Source organism: Sphingobium sp. TomMM15 (genome assembly GCF_055397045.1).
The window spans coordinates 1379118-1395127 of record NZ_AP027314.1 but is presented as its reverse complement, the minus strand read 5'-3'; the positions used below and the strand labels follow the sequence as shown (position 1 = coordinate 1395127).

Annotated in this window: 17 protein-coding genes, 1 tRNA gene, 1 pseudogene and 1 other annotated feature; of the genes and pseudogenes, 13 read left to right on the top strand and 6 right to left on the bottom strand. The window is 62.7% G+C overall.

The window, feature by feature from the left end; all coding sequences use genetic code 11:
* Positions 1–103: 103 nt before the first annotated feature.
* The 4 genes from ACZ51H_RS07050 to ACZ51H_RS07035 all read left to right on the top strand — a co-directional run bounded on the left by ACZ51H_RS07050 (position 104) and on the right by ACZ51H_RS07035 (position 2760).
* Positions 104–829, top strand: a complete 726-nt coding sequence (locus ACZ51H_RS07050; protein ID WP_464771055.1) for a M23 family metallopeptidase — start codon at positions 104–106, stop codon at positions 827–829.
* Positions 830–910: 81 nt separating this feature from the next.
* Positions 911–1237 (top strand): iron-sulfur cluster insertion protein ErpA, encoded by a 327-nt coding sequence (gene erpA / locus ACZ51H_RS07045; protein ID WP_196224126.1) that lies wholly within the window; start codon positions 911–913, stop codon positions 1235–1237.
* A gap of 164 nt (positions 1238–1401) precedes the next feature.
* Entirely contained in the window at positions 1402–2175 is a 774-nt protein-coding gene (xth, locus tag ACZ51H_RS07040; RefSeq protein WP_460986171.1) for an exodeoxyribonuclease III, read from the top strand.
* A 66-nt stretch (positions 2176–2241) separates the two neighbouring features.
* Positions 2242–2760, top strand: a complete 519-nt coding sequence (locus ACZ51H_RS07035) for a DUF2239 family protein (protein ID WP_464801354.1) — start codon at positions 2242–2244, stop codon at positions 2758–2760.
* 14 nt (positions 2761–2774) lie between these two features.
* Here the strand turns inward: ACZ51H_RS07035 and ACZ51H_RS07030 are convergent, their stop codons facing one another.
* Positions 2775–3656, bottom strand: coding sequence for a metallophosphoesterase family protein (locus ACZ51H_RS07030; RefSeq protein ID WP_464801353.1), 882 nt, complete (start codon positions 3654–3656; stop codon positions 2775–2777).
* A 72-nt stretch (positions 3657–3728) separates the two neighbouring features.
* Between ACZ51H_RS07030 and ACZ51H_RS07025 the strand changes: the two genes are divergently transcribed.
* A complete protein-coding gene (locus ACZ51H_RS07025) occupies positions 3729–4619 on the top strand; it encodes a diacylglycerol/lipid kinase family protein (RefSeq protein ID WP_464801352.1) in 891 nt (296 codons plus the stop codon).
* A gap of 4 nt (positions 4620–4623) precedes the next feature.
* Here the strand turns inward: ACZ51H_RS07025 and ACZ51H_RS07020 are convergent, their stop codons facing one another.
* On the bottom strand, positions 4624–5784 hold the full coding sequence (locus ACZ51H_RS07020; protein ID WP_464801351.1) for a GNAT family N-acetyltransferase: 1161 nt from the start codon (positions 5782–5784) through the stop codon (positions 4624–4626).
* A gap of 142 nt (positions 5785–5926) precedes the next feature.
* Between ACZ51H_RS07020 and ACZ51H_RS07015 the strand changes: the two genes are divergently transcribed.
* The gene (locus ACZ51H_RS07015) at positions 5927–6994 is read left to right on the top strand and encodes a fatty acid desaturase family protein (RefSeq protein WP_464771050.1); all 1068 of its coding nucleotides are present in this window, start codon (positions 5927–5929) and stop codon (positions 6992–6994) included.
* An 82-nt stretch (positions 6995–7076) separates the two neighbouring features.
* On the opposite strand, the gene lptG is transcribed toward ACZ51H_RS07015, so the two are convergent.
* Positions 7077–8177 carry an LPS export ABC transporter permease LptG gene (gene lptG / locus ACZ51H_RS07010; protein ID WP_460986165.1) on the bottom strand — a complete coding sequence of 367 codons (1101 nt, stop codon included), beginning with the start codon at positions 8175–8177 and terminating at the stop codon, positions 7077–7079.
* Between the two features lie 3 nt (positions 8178–8180).
* Positions 8181–9392, bottom strand: coding sequence for an LPS export ABC transporter permease LptF (lptF, locus tag ACZ51H_RS07005; RefSeq protein ID WP_464801350.1), 1212 nt, complete (start codon positions 9390–9392; stop codon positions 8181–8183).
* A 136-nt stretch (positions 9393–9528) separates the two neighbouring features.
* Here lptF and ACZ51H_RS07000 point away from each other — a divergent pair, with 136 nt between their 5' ends.
* Complete coding sequence (locus ACZ51H_RS07000) at positions 9529–10023, top strand: DUF2141 domain-containing protein (protein WP_460986163.1); 495 nt, start codon at positions 9529–9531, stop codon at positions 10021–10023.
* Between the two features lie 6 nt (positions 10024–10029).
* The gene (locus ACZ51H_RS06995) at positions 10030–10998 is read left to right on the top strand and encodes an acylglycerol kinase family protein (protein ID WP_449473449.1); all 969 of its coding nucleotides are present in this window, start codon (positions 10030–10032) and stop codon (positions 10996–10998) included.
* Between the two features lie 62 nt (positions 10999–11060).
* Here ACZ51H_RS06995 and ACZ51H_RS06990 read toward each other — a convergent pair whose 3' ends face one another.
* Positions 11061–11909 (bottom strand): class I SAM-dependent methyltransferase, encoded by an 849-nt coding sequence (locus ACZ51H_RS06990; RefSeq protein WP_464801349.1) that lies wholly within the window; start codon positions 11907–11909, stop codon positions 11061–11063.
* A 44-nt stretch (positions 11910–11953) separates the two neighbouring features.
* Here ACZ51H_RS06990 and ACZ51H_RS06985 point away from each other — a divergent pair, with 44 nt between their 5' ends.
* The 5 genes from ACZ51H_RS06985 to ACZ51H_RS06965 all read left to right on the top strand — a co-directional run bounded on the left by ACZ51H_RS06985 (position 11954) and on the right by ACZ51H_RS06965 (position 14422).
* On the top strand, positions 11954–12703 hold the full coding sequence (locus ACZ51H_RS06985) for a double zinc ribbon domain-containing protein (protein ID WP_464771047.1): 750 nt from the start codon (positions 11954–11956) through the stop codon (positions 12701–12703).
* A 44-nt stretch (positions 12704–12747) separates the two neighbouring features.
* Complete coding sequence (gene grxC, locus ACZ51H_RS06980; RefSeq protein WP_449473447.1) at positions 12748–13005, top strand: glutaredoxin 3; 258 nt, start codon at positions 12748–12750, stop codon at positions 13003–13005.
* 5 nt (positions 13006–13010) lie between these two features.
* Positions 13011–13841 (top strand): carbon-nitrogen hydrolase family protein, encoded by an 831-nt coding sequence (locus ACZ51H_RS06975; RefSeq protein WP_464801348.1) that lies wholly within the window; start codon positions 13011–13013, stop codon positions 13839–13841.
* Complete coding sequence (locus ACZ51H_RS06970; protein ID WP_464771045.1) at positions 13838–14311, top strand: DUF1178 family protein; 474 nt, start codon at positions 13838–13840, stop codon at positions 14309–14311. Before ACZ51H_RS06975 ends, ACZ51H_RS06970 begins: the two co-directional genes overlap by 4 nt.
* A gap of 34 nt (positions 14312–14345) precedes the next feature.
* Positions 14346–14422 (top strand) — tRNA-Arg (locus ACZ51H_RS06965).
* Between the two features lie 248 nt (positions 14423–14670).
* On the opposite strand, the pseudogene ACZ51H_RS06960 reads toward ACZ51H_RS06965, so the two are convergent.
* Positions 14671–15887 (bottom strand): annotated as a pseudogene (locus ACZ51H_RS06960) (IS3 family transposase).
* Positions 15490–15606: a sequence feature (AL1L pseudoknot), on the bottom strand. It overlaps the preceding pseudogene by 117 nt.
* Positions 15888–16010: the final 123 nt, after the last annotated feature.

Here is a 16010-nt window from a genome sequence, read left to right as displayed (position 1 = left end):
AAATGTCCTTTTGATGACGCGGGTGGCGATTTAGGTCGCATTTGGTCAACACGGGGAGCGCCGAGAGGCTCAAAAAGCCTCCGGAGGATAAGTCGGGGTCGGCATGTTGTTTCTTCGTTCGAATAATGCGCGTAGCGCGCGATGGTTCCTGTCTGCGTGTAAATCCATTGGGGCTATAGGCGTAGTGAGCGCATTGTGCGCCGCAATGCCTGCGCAGGCCAAGCCTGTCGCCGACGATCCTTATGGCGATGCAACGGAAATTAATACCAGCGGGCTTGGCCCGGCAGATATCGGCTTTTCCAATCTTTTCTCCAGCCTTCAGCGGCTGGACGGCGGCGTCAAGGCGGCCAGCAACAATATTCCGACCGGTCGGCCTGTCGAAAGACTGTCGCTGACCTCCAACTTTGGCGTTCGTTCCGACCCGTTCAACGGCGGCGCGCGGATGCACAAGGGCATCGATATTCCTGGCCCTGTCGGCACCCCGGTCTACGCCACCGCAGACGGCATCGTCAGCCGCGCTGGTTGGGCCAGCGGGTACGGCAATCTGGTGCAGATTTCCCATGGCGGCGGTCTTGAGACCCGTTACGGCCATATGTCGAAGCTGATCGCAGCCCCCAACAGCTATGTGCATCGTGGCCAGTTGATCGGCCTGATGGGATCGACCGGGCGTTCGACTGGCAGCCACCTTCATTATGAAGTCCGCGTGGATGGCCAGGCGATCAACCCCATGCCGTTCGTCGTCGGTCCCGATGTCCTCGTGGCGATGAACACGAAACCGCCGATCGCCATGGGCGGCCCGACGAAAGCGCAGGAGCATGACGCGGAATAATCCGCGCTACGCCGCTTATCCTTTGCAAAGGCTCGGCACCAATGGGTTGCCGGGCCTTTTGCTTGATCTTATCTAGGCGCCATGGCTGACATTGACCTTACCCCTTCCGCCGCTGCCCGCGTGGCTGCGATTGCCGCCAAGCAAGGCAAGCCCGCGATCCTGCGGCTGGCCGTCGAGGGTGGCGGATGTTCGGGCTTTCAGTACCGTTTCGGACTGGCCGATGCGGTGGAGGCGGAGGATGTGGCCGTGGAGCGGGATGGCGTGACGCTGGTCGTGGATGATGTGAGCCTGGATCTGGTGCGGGGCGCCGCCGTCGATTTTGTTTCCGACCTTGGCGGATCGGCGTTCAAGGTGACGAACCCCAATGCCACTGCTGGCTGCGGTTGCGGGTCGAGCTTTTCGATTTAAGCACGGGCCGTCCCTTGTCTAAGGGCGGCTCTTCTCTTTGGAACCCGCCCCGATTGGATCGGACCATGTTCCATTTAGCTTTTGTTTTCCGCATTTTCCGAGCCAGCAGGTGATACCACCTGCTTCGAAAATGCTCTAGGGATGCGCGGGAGGAGAAAAGCCCCATGCGCATCGCGACCTTCAACATCAACGGTATCAAGGCGCGATTGCCGCGCCTGCTGGAATGGCTGAGCGAGACGCAGCCGGATGTCGCCTGCCTTCAGGAAATCAAGACTTCGGACGAGACATTCCCGCTGAAGGACATTGAGGATGTCGGCTATGGGGCGATCTGGCACGGGCAGAAGGGCTTTAACGGCGTTGCCATCCTGGCGCGCGGCGAGACGCCGGTCGAGGTGCGGCGGGGCCTGGAAGGTGAACCCGAGGATGAACATAGCCGCTATATCGAAGCCGATGTGAAGGGCGTTCGGGTGGCCAGCATCTACCTGCCCAATGGCAATCCGCAGCCGGGGCCGAAATTCGATTACAAGCTGCGCTGGATGAAACGTCTGCGCGACCGGGCGGCGGAGATTTGGGCGGAGGAAGTGCCCGCCATTCTTGCTGGCGATTATAATGTCATCCCGCGCGACCGGGACGTCTATTCGGTCAAGGCCATGGCGGACGACGCGCTGATGCAGCCTGAAAGCCGGGCCGCTTACCGCCGCCTGCTGGGCGACGGGTGGACCGACGCGATTGCCAGCCGCCATCCGGCGGGCGGGGTGTGGACCTATTGGGACTATCAGATGAACGCTTGGCCGCGTGACGCTGGCTTCCGGATCGACCATCTGCTGCTGAGCCCGGCGGCGGCCGATCGCCTGATCGACGCGCAAGTGGACAAGGATTTTCGCGGACGGGAGAAGGCGAGCGACCATGCGCCGACATGGGTTGAACTGAGCGCGTAATATTACCCGGGAATAATTGACTCTATATTATCCGGGTAATATTTGTCGCGTCGAAGGAGATTCGATGTGACACGGCGTTTTACGGCCTTTGCGGGTGAACATGTGGTCGCCGCTGGCGACGAAGGGGAAATGCGGCGGGCGCTGAAGGCCATGGCCGACGATGCGCAAGGCGTCCTGCTGTTCGATGACATGACCGGGCGCCAGGTCGATATCGACCTCCATGCTTCCGCCGATCAGGAGCAACGGGGGCGAGGGCGGCCGAAAATGGGCGTGCAGTCGAGGGAGATCACGCTGTTGCCGCGTCATTGGGAATGGCTGGCGGCTCAGCCCGGCGGAGCGTCGGCGACGTTGCGACAATTGGTGGAGCAGGCGCGAAAGGCTTCAGAAGGATTGATAACGCCGCGCGTCGCCATGGACGCCGCCTATCATTTCCTGACGGTGATGGCAGGGGACCGGCCCGGTTATGAAGCGGCCATTCGCGCGCTGTATGCGGGGGATCAGGCTGCGTTCGAGGAACTGTGTGCGGATTGGCCGGTCGCGATCCGCGATCATGCGTTGGGGCTGGCTGCCCCTGCATTCGCCTGATCAGCGTCGGGCGCTCAGGCGCGGGCGGCTTGCGCCACGCGGATGCCGGGGCGAGCGGTCGGGTCGGCCAGCTCATGTGCCTGCCATCCGGCGGCATCCCGGCTATATTCGACATGATGGCCGCGCTGAAAGCTGGCGCCGTCCCAGACGATGACTTGCAGTTCGATCCGGTCGTTGCGGTGGACGTGGAGCCAGTTGAAGCTTTGCGGTTCGGCGTTGCGCAGGCGGGTTGATGTCGCGGTGCCTGCCTGAATTACTAGCGCGCCGCCTGCGTCGGCGACCATCTTCTGCGCTGCTTCGGCATAGGTGCGGTGGAAATGGCCTGCGAGGGCGATGTGGATTCCGGCTTCTGCCGCCGCTTCGACCGCGTCATCATGGCGGCCGACCGCTTCGCTCAGCTCTCCGCCCTTGCCGATGGGCATGGCGAACAGGGGGTGGTGAGTGACGAGGATGCGCGTCTTTTCCGGTGCGACCGGGGCGAAGCGCTCTTCGATCATCTTCATCTGGTCATGATTGATGCGCCCGTCCTTGATCGTCAGCGAACGGGCCGTGTTGATGCCCAGGATCGCGACCTTTTCATGCTCATACCAAGGGCAAAGCTCATTGCTAATATAGCGTTTGTAGCGTTTCAGGGGGGCGGCGAAACGGCGGACCACGTCATAGAGCGGCACGTCATGATTGCCCGGAATGACGAGCAGGCGCATGCCCGCCGCGCGTAGCCGATTGAGCCAGGCGGAGGCGGCGCGGAACTGATCGACGCGGGCGCGCTGCGTGAAATCGCCGCTGATGATGACCAGGTCGGGCTGGCTGCGTTCCAGCCAAGCTTCGGTGGCGGATACTATTTTGGGATCGTTGGCGCCGAAATGGATGTCGGACAGGTGAGCGATGCGAGCCATGGCTTTCCAACGACTGTTCACGCGGATTTGTTGCGGTGAGGAGCCGATGGGGTTCTGGCGAGTTGTTGGGGCATGGAAACGAACTCCCTGCCGCGCGATGCGGCGCTGATCGTCAATGTTCACAGCCGGAAGGGAGAGGCGCTTTTCCAACAGGCGCGGGAGAAGCTGGAGGCGGCGGGGGTGCGCTTGATTGCGGCCCATGCGGTGCGCGATCCGGAGCGATTGCAGGAGACGGTACGCGAGGCGGTGGGCAGTGGCGCCCCGATGGTCATCGTGGGTGGCGGCGATGGATCTTTGTCTGGGACGGTGGATGAGCTGGTGGGGAAGGATTGCGTCTTTGGCGTGTTGCCGCTTGGCACGGCCAACAGCTTTGCGCGGACGCTTGGTATTCCGTTGGATCTGGATGGGGCCGTGCAGGTGATCGCGCAGGGCAAGCGGCGGCGCATTGACCTCGGGATGATCGATCACGATTATTTCGTCAACGCGGCGTCGCTGGGGCTGTCGCCGATGATCGGGAAGACGGTGCCGCACAAGCTGAAGCGCTATCTGGGGCGGATCGGTTATCTGATCTGGGCGGTGAAATGTTCGGTCGGGTTTCGGGCGTTCCGCTTGATGATCAATGACGGCCAGGCCGAGCAGCGCATGTGGTCGACGGAAGTGCGGATATTGAACGGACCTTATCATGGCGGGGTTGAACTGTCCGATCGGGCCGACGTGGATAGCGGCGAGATCGTGGTTCAGGCGGTGGTGGGACGCAGCCATGCGCGGCTGGCGTGGGACTGGTACGCTAAATTCTTCAAGCTGCGCGACAGGGATGCGCAGACGGAGGAGTTTCGGGGAAAGTCTTTCCGCATCGAAACGCGGCCACGGCAGCGGATATCGATCGACGGCGAAGTAGTCGCGAGGACGCCCGCGACGGTGAAGGTCGCGGCGGGCGCTATTGATGTGGCGGTGCCGGGTTAGGCTTTCAGGCGAGGTTCTTTTCGTAGATCTGGTAGATCTTGTTCACCTTGCCATCGATGGCATCTGCGATGGCGTTCATCCCCTGATTGTCGTCGAGCACCCAGCCGAGCTCACCCCGCGTTGCGCCATAGCGGCTGACGGCGTTGCGGCGGATATATTCGATCATCATGAAGGCGAGCTGGCTGGCAAGGCGGGAGGATTGGAGCCTCTGGACCACGCCCATCAGCGGTACGCGCATGGTGCGGACTTGCGGTTTGCGCAGCCACCAGAGGAGCTTGGCCCAGCCGAAGGGGAGCAGGGAGCCGTTCAATGGCGCGGTCGCTTCGTTGAGGTCGGGCAGGGTCATCATGAAGGCGACCGGCTCGCCGTCGAGTTCGGCGATCATGATCAGGTCTTCGAACACAATGGGCTTCAGCTTCTTGCCGGTATGCGCGACTTCGGCGTCGGTGATCGGGACGAAACCCCAATTCCTGCCCCAGGCGTCGTTGAGGATGCCGAGCAGGATGGCCGCCTCGGCGTCGAATTTCGACTTGTCGACCTGGCGGATGCGGATGCGGTCGCTCTTTTCGCCGGACGAGACGATCCGCTGGATGAGGGGTGGGAAGGGGTTGGTGATGTCGAGTTCGTACGTCTTGAGCTGCTTGACGGGCTGGTAGCCCGCACCCTCGATCATCGCCTGATAAGTGGGGCTGTTGTGGCCCATCATCACCGTGGGCGGATGATCGTGGCCTTCGATCAGCAGGCCGGGTTCTTCCCAGATGGAGAGCGAAATGGGGCCTAGAACGCGGGTCATGCCCTTGGCGCGGAGCCAGCTTTCCGCCGCTTCGATCAGCGCCTTGCCGGTTTCGGCGTCTTCCGCTTCGAAAAAGCCGAAATTGCCGGTGCCCGGACCCATGCCCTGTTCGACCGGCTGGGCGAGTGCCAGATGATCGATATGGGCGGAGATGCGGCCGACGACCCGGCCATCGCGGCGGGCCAGGAAATATTGCGCCTCGGCATGGCCGAAATACGGGTTCTTGCTGGACTCTATGACGCCGTAAACCTCGCTCTTGAGAGGCGGGACCCAGTTGGGGTCATTGGCGTACAGGCGCCATGGCAAGTCCACGAACGCCTTTTTGTCAGCCTTGGAAGTGACGAGGGTTATTACCAGATTCGAGTGAGCCACGGCAGAGCTTTCGCTAAAGGACCGGAGCAGTTCGGCGCTTGTTACGGGATTGTCAATCCGGTGCGCGCCTGATGACGTACCAAGGCGAAGCTGTCATGCCGCTGCCACGATTTCAGCGCATTTACCATTTAGGAGCGCCTGCATGACTGTGCATGATCCCATCATAGCGGGCGCGGCCGTCAAGCGCGCCTCGATTCCGGATGACGCCGCGATGCTGCGCGCCGCAGCGGAACTGTCGCGCGAATTTGCGGTGGCGAACCCGAGGATTTACTGGCCGGACCTGCTGGCGTCGGCGCTGATCGGCTATGCGGCGCTCGCTGGGGCGATCGTGGCGAACAGTGTCGCATTGGCGCTATTGTGCGGATTGGTGGCGATGCTGGCGCTTTATCGCGCGGCGAGCTTCATCCATGAGCTGACGCATATCCGCAGGGACGCGCTTCCCGGTTTCCGGCTGGGCTGGAACCTGCTGGTCGGCATTCCGCTGATGATCCCGTCCTTCATGTATGAGGATGTGCATACGCAGCACCATGCGCGCACCCGCTACGGGACGGCGAATGATCCGGAATATCTGCCGCTGGCGTTGATGAAGCCGTGGTCGCTGCCTTTGTTCATCCTGATCGCGTCGCTTGCGCCCGTGGGTCTGATCCTGCGCTATGGCGTGTTGGCGCCGCTCAGCCTCTTCGTGCCCGCGCTACGGCGCAAGGTCGTTGCGGAGTTTTCGGCGCTGTCGATCAACCCCGCCTATCGCCGTCGCGCGCCGGAAGGGGAGTTCCGCCGCCGCTGGCTTTGGCAGGAGGCGGGCGCTTCGCTGTTTGCGCTTGCCCTGGTCGCCAGCGTGTTCGTTTTTGGATGGAAGCCTTTGCTCGTCTATATGGCCGTGCATTCGGGCATGACCGTCATCAACCAGCTTCGTACGCTGGTCGCGCACCTTTGGGAGAATGAGGGCGATGCGATGACTGTGACGGCGCAATATCTGGATTCGGTGAATGTGCCGCCGCCTTCGCCGCTGGCCGCGATCTGGGCGCCGGTGGGGCTGCGCTATCATGCGCTGCATCACCTGCTGCCTAGTGTGCCTTATCACGCGTTGGGCAAGGCGCATGCGCGGTTGATCGCGGCCTTGGGCGAGGAGTCTCCTTATCATCGCGGCAATTATGCGGGCATGTGGCCGCTGGTGGGGAAGATTGCGCGCAGTACTATGGTTCGGCGTTAAGCCGCCTCGTTGGGCCTGAGATCCCAGTTAAAATGAGTCACGCGCCTCATTTCAACGCTGGGATGACGGATGAGGGTGACGCCTATTCTTCCGTTCTGAAGAGGACTGTTTCGCCCACGAGCAGGAACAGGAAGAAGGGCGCCCATGCCGCGAGGATGGGTGGGTAGGCGCCGAGATTGCCCATGGCGAGCGAGAAATTGTCCGCGACGAAATAGGCGAAGCCAAGTGCCATCCCCAGCACTGCGCGCACGAACAATTGGCCCGAGCGAGCAAGGCCGAAGGCGGCGACGGACCCCAGGATCGGCATCAGCAGGGCCGAAAGCGGGCCGGACAGCTTGTGCCACAGGCTGCCTTCCAGTTCGGCGGTTGGACGTCCGGCGTCGCGCAGGTCGGCGATGGCGGCGCGTAGTTCCGAGAAAGTCAGGGCGTCAGGATCGACCTTTGCCAGGGTAAACTGGTCGGGCCGGATCGCATGGCCGAAGCGGACGGTGCCAACCTGCCGTTCCGTGCCGCGCGCAACGTCGAACTGGCGCGCATCCTCCAGCAACCAACTCTTGCTCGCCGCGTCATAATGGCCGCGCGGAGCTTGGACGATGGTCGTCAGGCTATTGTTAACACGGTTGAAAATCTCGACCTTGCGTAGCTGCACATTATTGCCTCGACCCGCGACGATCGCGGCGGTGACGAGGTTGTTGCCGTCACGGACCCAGGGATTTGACTTTACGCCGCTGTCTGCGGGAATGGGGCCGTAATCAACGGCCTGCCAAGCGCTGAGCGAAGCCGTTGCGCGGGCTACCACGCGTTCGTTGAAAGCATAGCTTATGATGGCGACGCCGAGTGCGGAGGCGATCAGTGGCGCCAATATCTGGTGCGCGGACAGGCCCGCCGCCTTCATCGATACGATCTCGCTATTCTGGTTCATGCCCGCAAGCATGATGAGCGTGCCCAGAAGAACGGAGAAGGGCAGGAAGCGCGCTATGATCTGCGGTATGCGAAGGCCGACATAATGCCACAGCTGCGCATCGCCGTTACCGGCATAGGCCAGGATATCGCCTGACTCGCCCAGCAGGTCGAGCGTTTGCAGCACGACGACCAGCAGCGCCAGCACGGCGAAGGTCCGCGTCAGGAACAGGCGCGCCATGTACCAGCTGATCTGGGGCGAGGGGAAGAAGTCGAACTGCATGGGTCAGGCTGCTCCCTGCGCGGTGGTCACCCGCTTTCGCCCGAAGCGAAGCAGTTTCGCGATCTGCTTGCCGAGCTTTGCAAAGGCATATTCCAGGGCACCGATCGGCTGGCCGCCAGGGCGGTGCGCCACGACATGATACATCCACATGATCAGTACGGCCGTCAGCAGGAATGGCGTCCAGAGCGCTATGATCGGATCAACTTTGCCCAGCGAGCCGACGCCTTGGCCATATTCGTTGATCTTGTGATAGGTCACGATGAAGACGATCGAGAGGAAGACGCCGAGGGCCGAGGTCGAGCGCTTGGGCGGGATGGCGAAGGCGAGGGCCGCGAGCGGCAGAAGCATCATCATCGCCACCTCCACCAGGCGGAAGTGGAAGTTGGCGCGAATTTCATAGCGCAGCTTTTCGGGTGTCGTGGGGTCATGACCCATCACCGCAAGTTCAGGGATGGTCTTTTCCCGGTCCACGCTGCGGCCACGGAAACGCTCTATCTGCGGCAGGTCGATCGGCAGATCGTGGCTGGAGAAGGAAAGGATGCGCGGGGACTTATATTTGGGCGCGTCGTTGACCAGCACCCCATCGCGCAAGCGGAAGATGATGGTATCGGGATCGTCCGTCGCCAGGAAGCTGCCTTGCGCGGCGGTCACCGCGACGGTCTGGCCATCCTTGCCAGCGGCGCGCACGAAGATGCCCTGAAGATTGCGGCCTTCATCCAGGCTGCGTTCGATGCGCAGGGTCATGCGCTTGCCCAGGCTGGTGAACTCGCCGACCTTGATCGATGCGCCTAGAGCGCCCGAGCGCAGTTCGAAGCGCAGCGCTTCATAGGCGTGGCGGGAGAGTGGCTGAACGAAGCCGACGATGCCGAAATTGAGGAGGGCGAGCGCGATCGCGTACATATAGGGGACACGCAGCAGGCGGCCGTAGGACAGGCCGACGCCGCGCATGACGTCCAGTTCCGATGACAGGGCAAGTTTGCGGAACGCCAGCAATATGCCCAGCATCAGGCCGATCGGAATGCCAAGCGACAGATATTCGGGCATCATGTTGGCGAGCATGCGCCACACGACGCTGACGGGGCCGCCCTCCGCCGCCACGAAGTCGAAGAGGCTGAGCATCTTGTCGAGCACTAGCAGCATCGCGGAAATGACCAGCGTGCCGAGCATCGGCAGCGCAATCAGACGGGCGAGATATCGGTCGGTGGCGGTCAGCATTCTCTATGTGGTCGTCCCATCACCATGATTTGGCCGCAAACCCCGCCCATAGCAGAGTCAAGGAAATGAAGTTCGCGGGGGCGAACAGGGGCTCGCCGTCCGGTTTCATCGGGCGGCTATAGCTTCACGGAGTTGGATGGTCATGTTCAAAGTTGCGATGGGCCTTTTGTCGGCTGGGGCAGTGTTTGCCTCTATCCCGGCCTTGGCTCACGGGCAGGAAATCGGAAACGAGCTGGATCGTTGTGGTCCGTCCGCGAAGGGTCCGGCGCTGCTGATCGACGTTCGGGGTTTTGCCGCCGCGACGGGCAAGGTCCGCGTGCAATCCTATCCCGCGACCAAAAGTGCCTGGCTGGCGAAGGGTGCGTGGTTGAACCGGATCGACACGGCGGTTCGCTCCGGCAGCGACGGGATGCGATTCTGCATGCCGGTGCCCGAACCGGGCAGATACGCGATTGCGGTCCGGCACGACCGGGACGGCAATGGCAAGACGAGCATTTCGCGCGACGGCGGCGGTTTTTCCAACAATCCGTCGATCAGCATCTTCAACCTGGGCAAGCCGTCGGTCGAAAAGGCTGCGGTGAAGGTTGGTCCGGGTGTGACGCGGATCACCATTAAACTTCAATATATGTGAGTTCTGATGGTCCGGGTCGCGCTTCTGTCCAATCCCAAGTCGACGGGCAACCGGCAGACGCTGCCGCGCGTGCGCAGTTACTGCGCGAGCAATCCCGACATCTTCCATTATGAGGTGGAGCATGTCGATCAGATCGGCCGCGCGTTGCAAACCATCGCGCGCGTCGATCCGGTGGTCATCGTCATCAATGGTGGCGACGGGACGGTGCAGGCGGCGCTGACGGAACTGTATCAGGGTGAGCATTTCAAGGGCCGCGTGCCGCCTATCGCGGTGCTGCCCAACGGCAAGACCAATTTGATCGCGCTCGACCTTGGCATCCATGGCGATCCGATCAAGGCGCTGGAGCGGATCGTTCAGATCGCCAAGGCGGGCGTGGACGATCATGTCGTGGCGCGTGAGCTGATCGCGCTGTCCGACGGAGGGGCGGAATCGCGGCCGGTGCTGGGCATGTTCCTGGGCGGCGCGGGGCTTGCCGATTACATGCTTTACTGCCGCAACCAGATTTATCCGCTTGGCCTGTCCAATGGGCTTAGCCATTTCCTGACCGTGATAGCGGTGCTGGTGTCGTTGGTTTTCGGCATTCGAGCGCGGTTCCTGCCGCAATCCAGCCATCCGGTGCGCATCTCGCTGATCCGGGAAGGGCAGTTGGCGGGGCGCTTTGCCGTGCTTATCGTGACGACGCTCGACCGGCTGCTGCTGGGCGTGCAGGCGGGGGACAGCCGTCGCGGGAACATGAAGCTGATGGCGGTGGACCAGAGCCTGGCCGCGCTTTTGCGGCTGGCTTGGGCGAGCATCACCCGGCGGGTCGGCAAGTCGCAGGTGCAGGGCGTGCATCTGGAGCAGGGCGATATCATCCGGATCGAGGGCGACCGAAGCAGCGTCATCCTGGACGGTGAGCTGTTTGAGGCTTCGGAGGGCAAGCCGATCGTGTTGCGATCGACGGAGCCGGTGCCTTTCCTGCGGCTGGCGGCTTAGAGCGACGCGACTGGTTCAAAAATTTGCCGTTCCTATTCGCGACCCAATAAAGGGACGAGCGGCTACTCCTTCCGCTTGAGCGCTTCTGCCAGCGAAACGGTCGCGCTGCCTCGCCGGGCTGGCTTGGCCTGGCTGGGGTCGGGCTTCCAACCACTTAGATACAGGATAGCCATTTCTTCGTTGGTACGGCCGTCGGGATCGGCGGCGGCGGCGAAGTGCTGGCTTGCCCTGATCAGTGCGTCTCGGCGCAGGGCTGGGGGATGGGACGCAAGCACATTGCCCGCGCCCATGCCGCGCAGGTCATGCATCAAACGCAATATGTCGCCATAGCGCACGGTCAGCGTCTCGCTGTCCGCCACTGGCATGGCGAATCCTGCCCGGCTCAGCAGGTCGCCTGCCGCGCGCACGTCGATTTGCGGATGGATGTGCTGGGCGGGGCGGTCGCCTTCTCCGGCCATCAGCGCTGTACGCAGGCGGGGCAGGGTGCCCGCGCCGGTAAAGGCCGCGAGCAGCAGGCCGTCGGGCCGCAGGATGCGCCGCATGAGGATGAGCGCGCCGGGGAGGTCATTGACGCTGTCCAGTGTGCCGCATGCGATGATGAGGTCGAAACTGTCGTCGGCGAAGGGGAGCGCGTCTTCTTCCGCCTGCACGCCGCCCTGCGCGCTCGCGGCTGCGAAGCCGGGGTCGGTGCATATTACCGTCTTCCCCATGGTTTCAAGCGCGGCGCGAGCGCTGCCGTCGGGGCAGCCGATGACGAGAACTTCGGACAAGTCACGCTGAACATCCGCCAGCCGGTCGAGCAATTCGTCCAGCATCGCGCGATAGAGAAAGTCATGCTCGGCGAAGTGCGGCATCATCCGGTCCCGCCGCCTGGCGCGCAATGTGCGGTCGAAGATGTCGGGCTGGCTCATGGCGGGCCTTGTGCATCGGTGCCGGAGCGGGAACAAGGGCGATCATGCATCTCGCTTCTCTTCTCAAGAGCGCTGTTCGCCCGGCGCTCGACTATGCGCTGCCGCCGCGTTGCCCCGGATGCGGCGTCATCGTTAATGCCGACGATGCCTTTTGCCTGACATGCTGGAGCGGGATGCGCTTTCTGGGCGAACCATGCTGCGCGCGATGTGGCGTGCCGTTCGAACATGATAGGGGCGGGGACGCGGCATGCGGCGCCTGCCTTGCCGATCCGCCGCCATTCGACAGCGCGCGGGCGGTGCTGGCCTATGGCGATGTCGCGCGGACGGTGGCGTTGCGGCTGAAATATGGGCGGCGCATCAGTCTGGCGCGCCTGATCGCGCGGCATATGGCTCGGCGCTTGCCCGCCTTCGATGCACCGCCGTTAGTCGTGCCGGTGCCGTTGCATCGGTGGCGGCTGTGGTGGCGGGGCTTCAATCAGGCGGCGCTGATCGCGGATCATCTTGGTAGGGCTTCAGGGCTGCCGGTGGACAAGCATGCGCTGCTTCGAGTCCGTGCCACGCAGCCGCTGCGGAGTATGCATGCGCGACAGCGGGCCAAGGCTGTCGCGGGCGCTTTTGCACTGGCTAAGGATCATGGCGTCAAAGGCAGGGCGGTGTTGCTGATCGACGATGTTCATACCAGCGGCGCGACTGCGGCTGCTTGCGCGCGGGTGCTGAAACGGGGCGGGGCGTCCAGCGTTCATCTGTTGTGCTGGGCGCGGGCTTTGCCGGAAGGCGCGGAAGGCACTGATTGACAAAGCTCCGTTCAGCCACAATTTCAGCGCGCAAGGAGTATCGAATGGCGAAGGTGGAAATCTACACAAAGGCATGGTGCGGATATTGCGCGCGGGCAAAGGCGCTGCTGGAAGGCAAGGGCGTGGCCTTTGACGAATATGACATCACGATGGGCGGCCCGAAGCGCGGCGAAATGTTGGATCGCGCCAATGGCGGGACCACGGTGCCGCAGATATTCATCGACGGCAGGCATATTGGCGGCAGCGACGACATGGCGGCGCTGGATCGTCAGGGCAAGCTGAACCCGTTGCTGGGACTATAAGCGTCATGCGGGCCGCGATCTTCCAGATGACGAGCGGGATTGATCCCTCCGCGAATGCGGCCGCCATCGTCGAGATGGCGGGACGCGCGGCCGAACAGGGCGCGGACATGCTGTTTACGCCGGAAATGGCGGGATATCTGGATCGGAACCGTGCGCGGGCTGCGGATACCCTGCGCAGTGAGGCTGACGATCCGGTGCTAAACGCCGTTCGCGAGGCGGCCGCTCGGCATGGCCTGTGGGTGCATCTTGGTTCCTTGCCGCTCAAGGAAGAAGGTGGCGATGGCTGCTGGGTCAACCGCAGCTTCATGATCGATGACAAGGGCGGCATTCGGGCGCGTTACGACAAAATCCATCTGTTCGATGTCGATCTGGCGACCGGGGAAAGCTGGCGGGAATCGTCGGTCTATCGGCCGGGGGAAGAGGTGGTGGCGGTCGATACGCCTTGGGCAAGGATCGGATTGTCGGTCTGTTACGACATGCGCTTCCCCGACCTTTACCGCGCCTTGACCAATGCAGGCGCCACGATGTTGCTGATGCCTGCCGCGTTCACCGTGCCGACCGGGCAGGCGCACTGGCATGTCCTGCTGCGCGCCCGTGCGATCGAAGCTGGGTGCTTCGTGATCGCGGCGGCGCAGACCGGCCGCCACGAGGACGGGCGCGAAACTTACGGGCATAGTCTGGTCATCGATCCTTGGGGTGAGGTCTTGCTCGACATGGGAGAGGCGGCGGGACTATCCCTTGCCGAGATCGACCTGTCGCGCGTAGAGGACGTGCGCGGGCGCGTGCCTGCGATTGCCAACCGGCGCAACCTTCCAGCGGATGTGACCATTTCGTGATTGTTTTCGACCTCAAATGCGGCGCCCATGGCCATGTGTTCGAAGCCTGGTTCGGATCGAGCGCGGACTATGAGGATCAGGTGGCTCGCGGCCTGCTGGCCTGCCCCATGTGCGGCGATGCGGAGGTGTCGAAGGCATTGATGGCGCCCGCTATCGCCGCCAAAGGAAACAGCCGCCGGGCGGAAGCGCCGGTTGCTACCTCGACCGCGCCGGTGGCCATGGCGGGCGACGAAGGTCGGATGCGTGAGATGATGCAGGCGCTGGCGCAGGCGCAGTCAAAGGTTCTGGAGGATTCGACCTGGGTCGGCAGGGGCTTTGCCGAACATGCCCGCGCCATGCATTATGGTGAGAAGGACCGGGCAAGCATCCACGGCGAAGTGGCGCCCGAGGAAGCCCGCGCCTTGATATCGGAAGGCGTGGAGGTTGCTCCGTTGCTGTTTCCGGTCGTGCCGCCCGAAGCGAAGAATTGACCGCGCCTGCGACGCAGCATAGAGCCGTCACCGGGCACCCGTAGCTCAGCAGGATAGAGCATCAGATTCCTAATCTGAGGGCCATGGGTTCGAATCCCGTCGGGTGCACCACGCATTCTCGCCTTGCGCGGCGTTTAAAGGCCTGGTCCTGTCGTGGCCTTAGAATGGCGCAGTTCCGCGCCATTTTGCCGACGCGCTAGCGAATCGGGTGCCACAGAGACTCAATTTTAGACCTCAGGACCGCAAAAAAGGCCCCGTGTCTCACGGGCCCCTTTCGGGTGGCGCACGGTTTAGATTATAGCCTATCCACCAAATCCAAGTGAACCGCGCCGGGTTTGCCGGAGGCATAGGGTTGTGAGTCACGCTGCCCTACCGATGTTGTCTGCGGCAGCATAATATTGATCTTCGGCTTCGGCAGGCGGGATGTTGCCGATGGGCTCCAGCAGTCGGCGATGGTTGAACTAATCGACCCACTCGAGCGTGGCATATTCGACAGCTTCGAAGCTGCGCCACGGTCCTCGCCGGTGGATCACCTCTGCCTTGTAAAGGCCGTTGATCGTCTCGGCCAAAGCATTGTCGTAGCTGTCGCCGACGCTGCCGACCGAGGGCTCGATCCCTTCTGCGAGGCGCTCGGTGTATTTGATAGACAGGTATTGCGACCCGCGGTCGCTATGATGGATGAGGCCGCCCCGATGGGTCGGCCGTCGATCGTGAAGCGCTTGTTCCAGGGCATCGAGGACGAAACTGGCATGAGCCGTCCTGCTGGCCCGCCAACCGACGATCCGCCTGGCGTAGGTGTCGATGACGAAGGCGACGTAGACGAACCCCGCCCAAGTCGCGACATAGGTAAAGTCCGACACCCACAGCATGTTCGGCGCTGGCGCGTAGAACCTGCGGTTGACGTGATCGAGCGGGCACGGCGCGGCCTTGTCGCTGATGGTCGTGCGCATCGGCTTGCCACGGATCACCCCTGCCAAACGCATCAGTCGCGCAACGGTACAGCGGGCGATCGGAAAGCCCTCCCGCATCATCTGCCGCCAGACCTTGCGGACGCCGTAGACTGCAAAGTTCTCGGCGAACACGCGGGCAATCTCAGGCTTGATCGACTGGTCCCGTTGAGCCCGCGCCGACAGGCGTGTCGGATCGCGACGCTGCGCGACGCGCTCGTGATATGTCGATGGGGCGATCGGCAGAACGCGGCAGATCGGCTCGACCCCAAAGGCATCGCGGTGATCGTCAATGAAAGCGATCATCGCCTGAACGGGCGGTCGAGCTCCGCCTGGGCAAAATAAGCCGACGCCTTGCGCAGGATCTCATTGGCCTGTCGCAACTCGCGGACCTCGCGCTCCAGCGCCTTCATCTTGTCGGCTACCTCGGTCGGGACGCCCGTCCGCTTGCCGCTATCGACCTCAGCCTTCTTCACCCAATCATGCAGGGTCGGCGGCGAGCAGCCGATCTTCTCGGCAATCGATACCACCGTTGCCCAGCGCGAAGGATAATCCCGCTCGTGATCCAGCACCATCCGGATCGCTCGCTCGCGCACCTCCGGTGCAAACTTGTTCGTCGTCTTGCTCATATCGGCTCCATCTACTCAAGAGTTGGAGCCTCCGGCAAACCCGGCCCGGTTCAATGCTCCTATATCTTACGATCCATTACGGCGCGACGATGCTGCTTAAGCAACATCTTTTCTGAAGAAAGT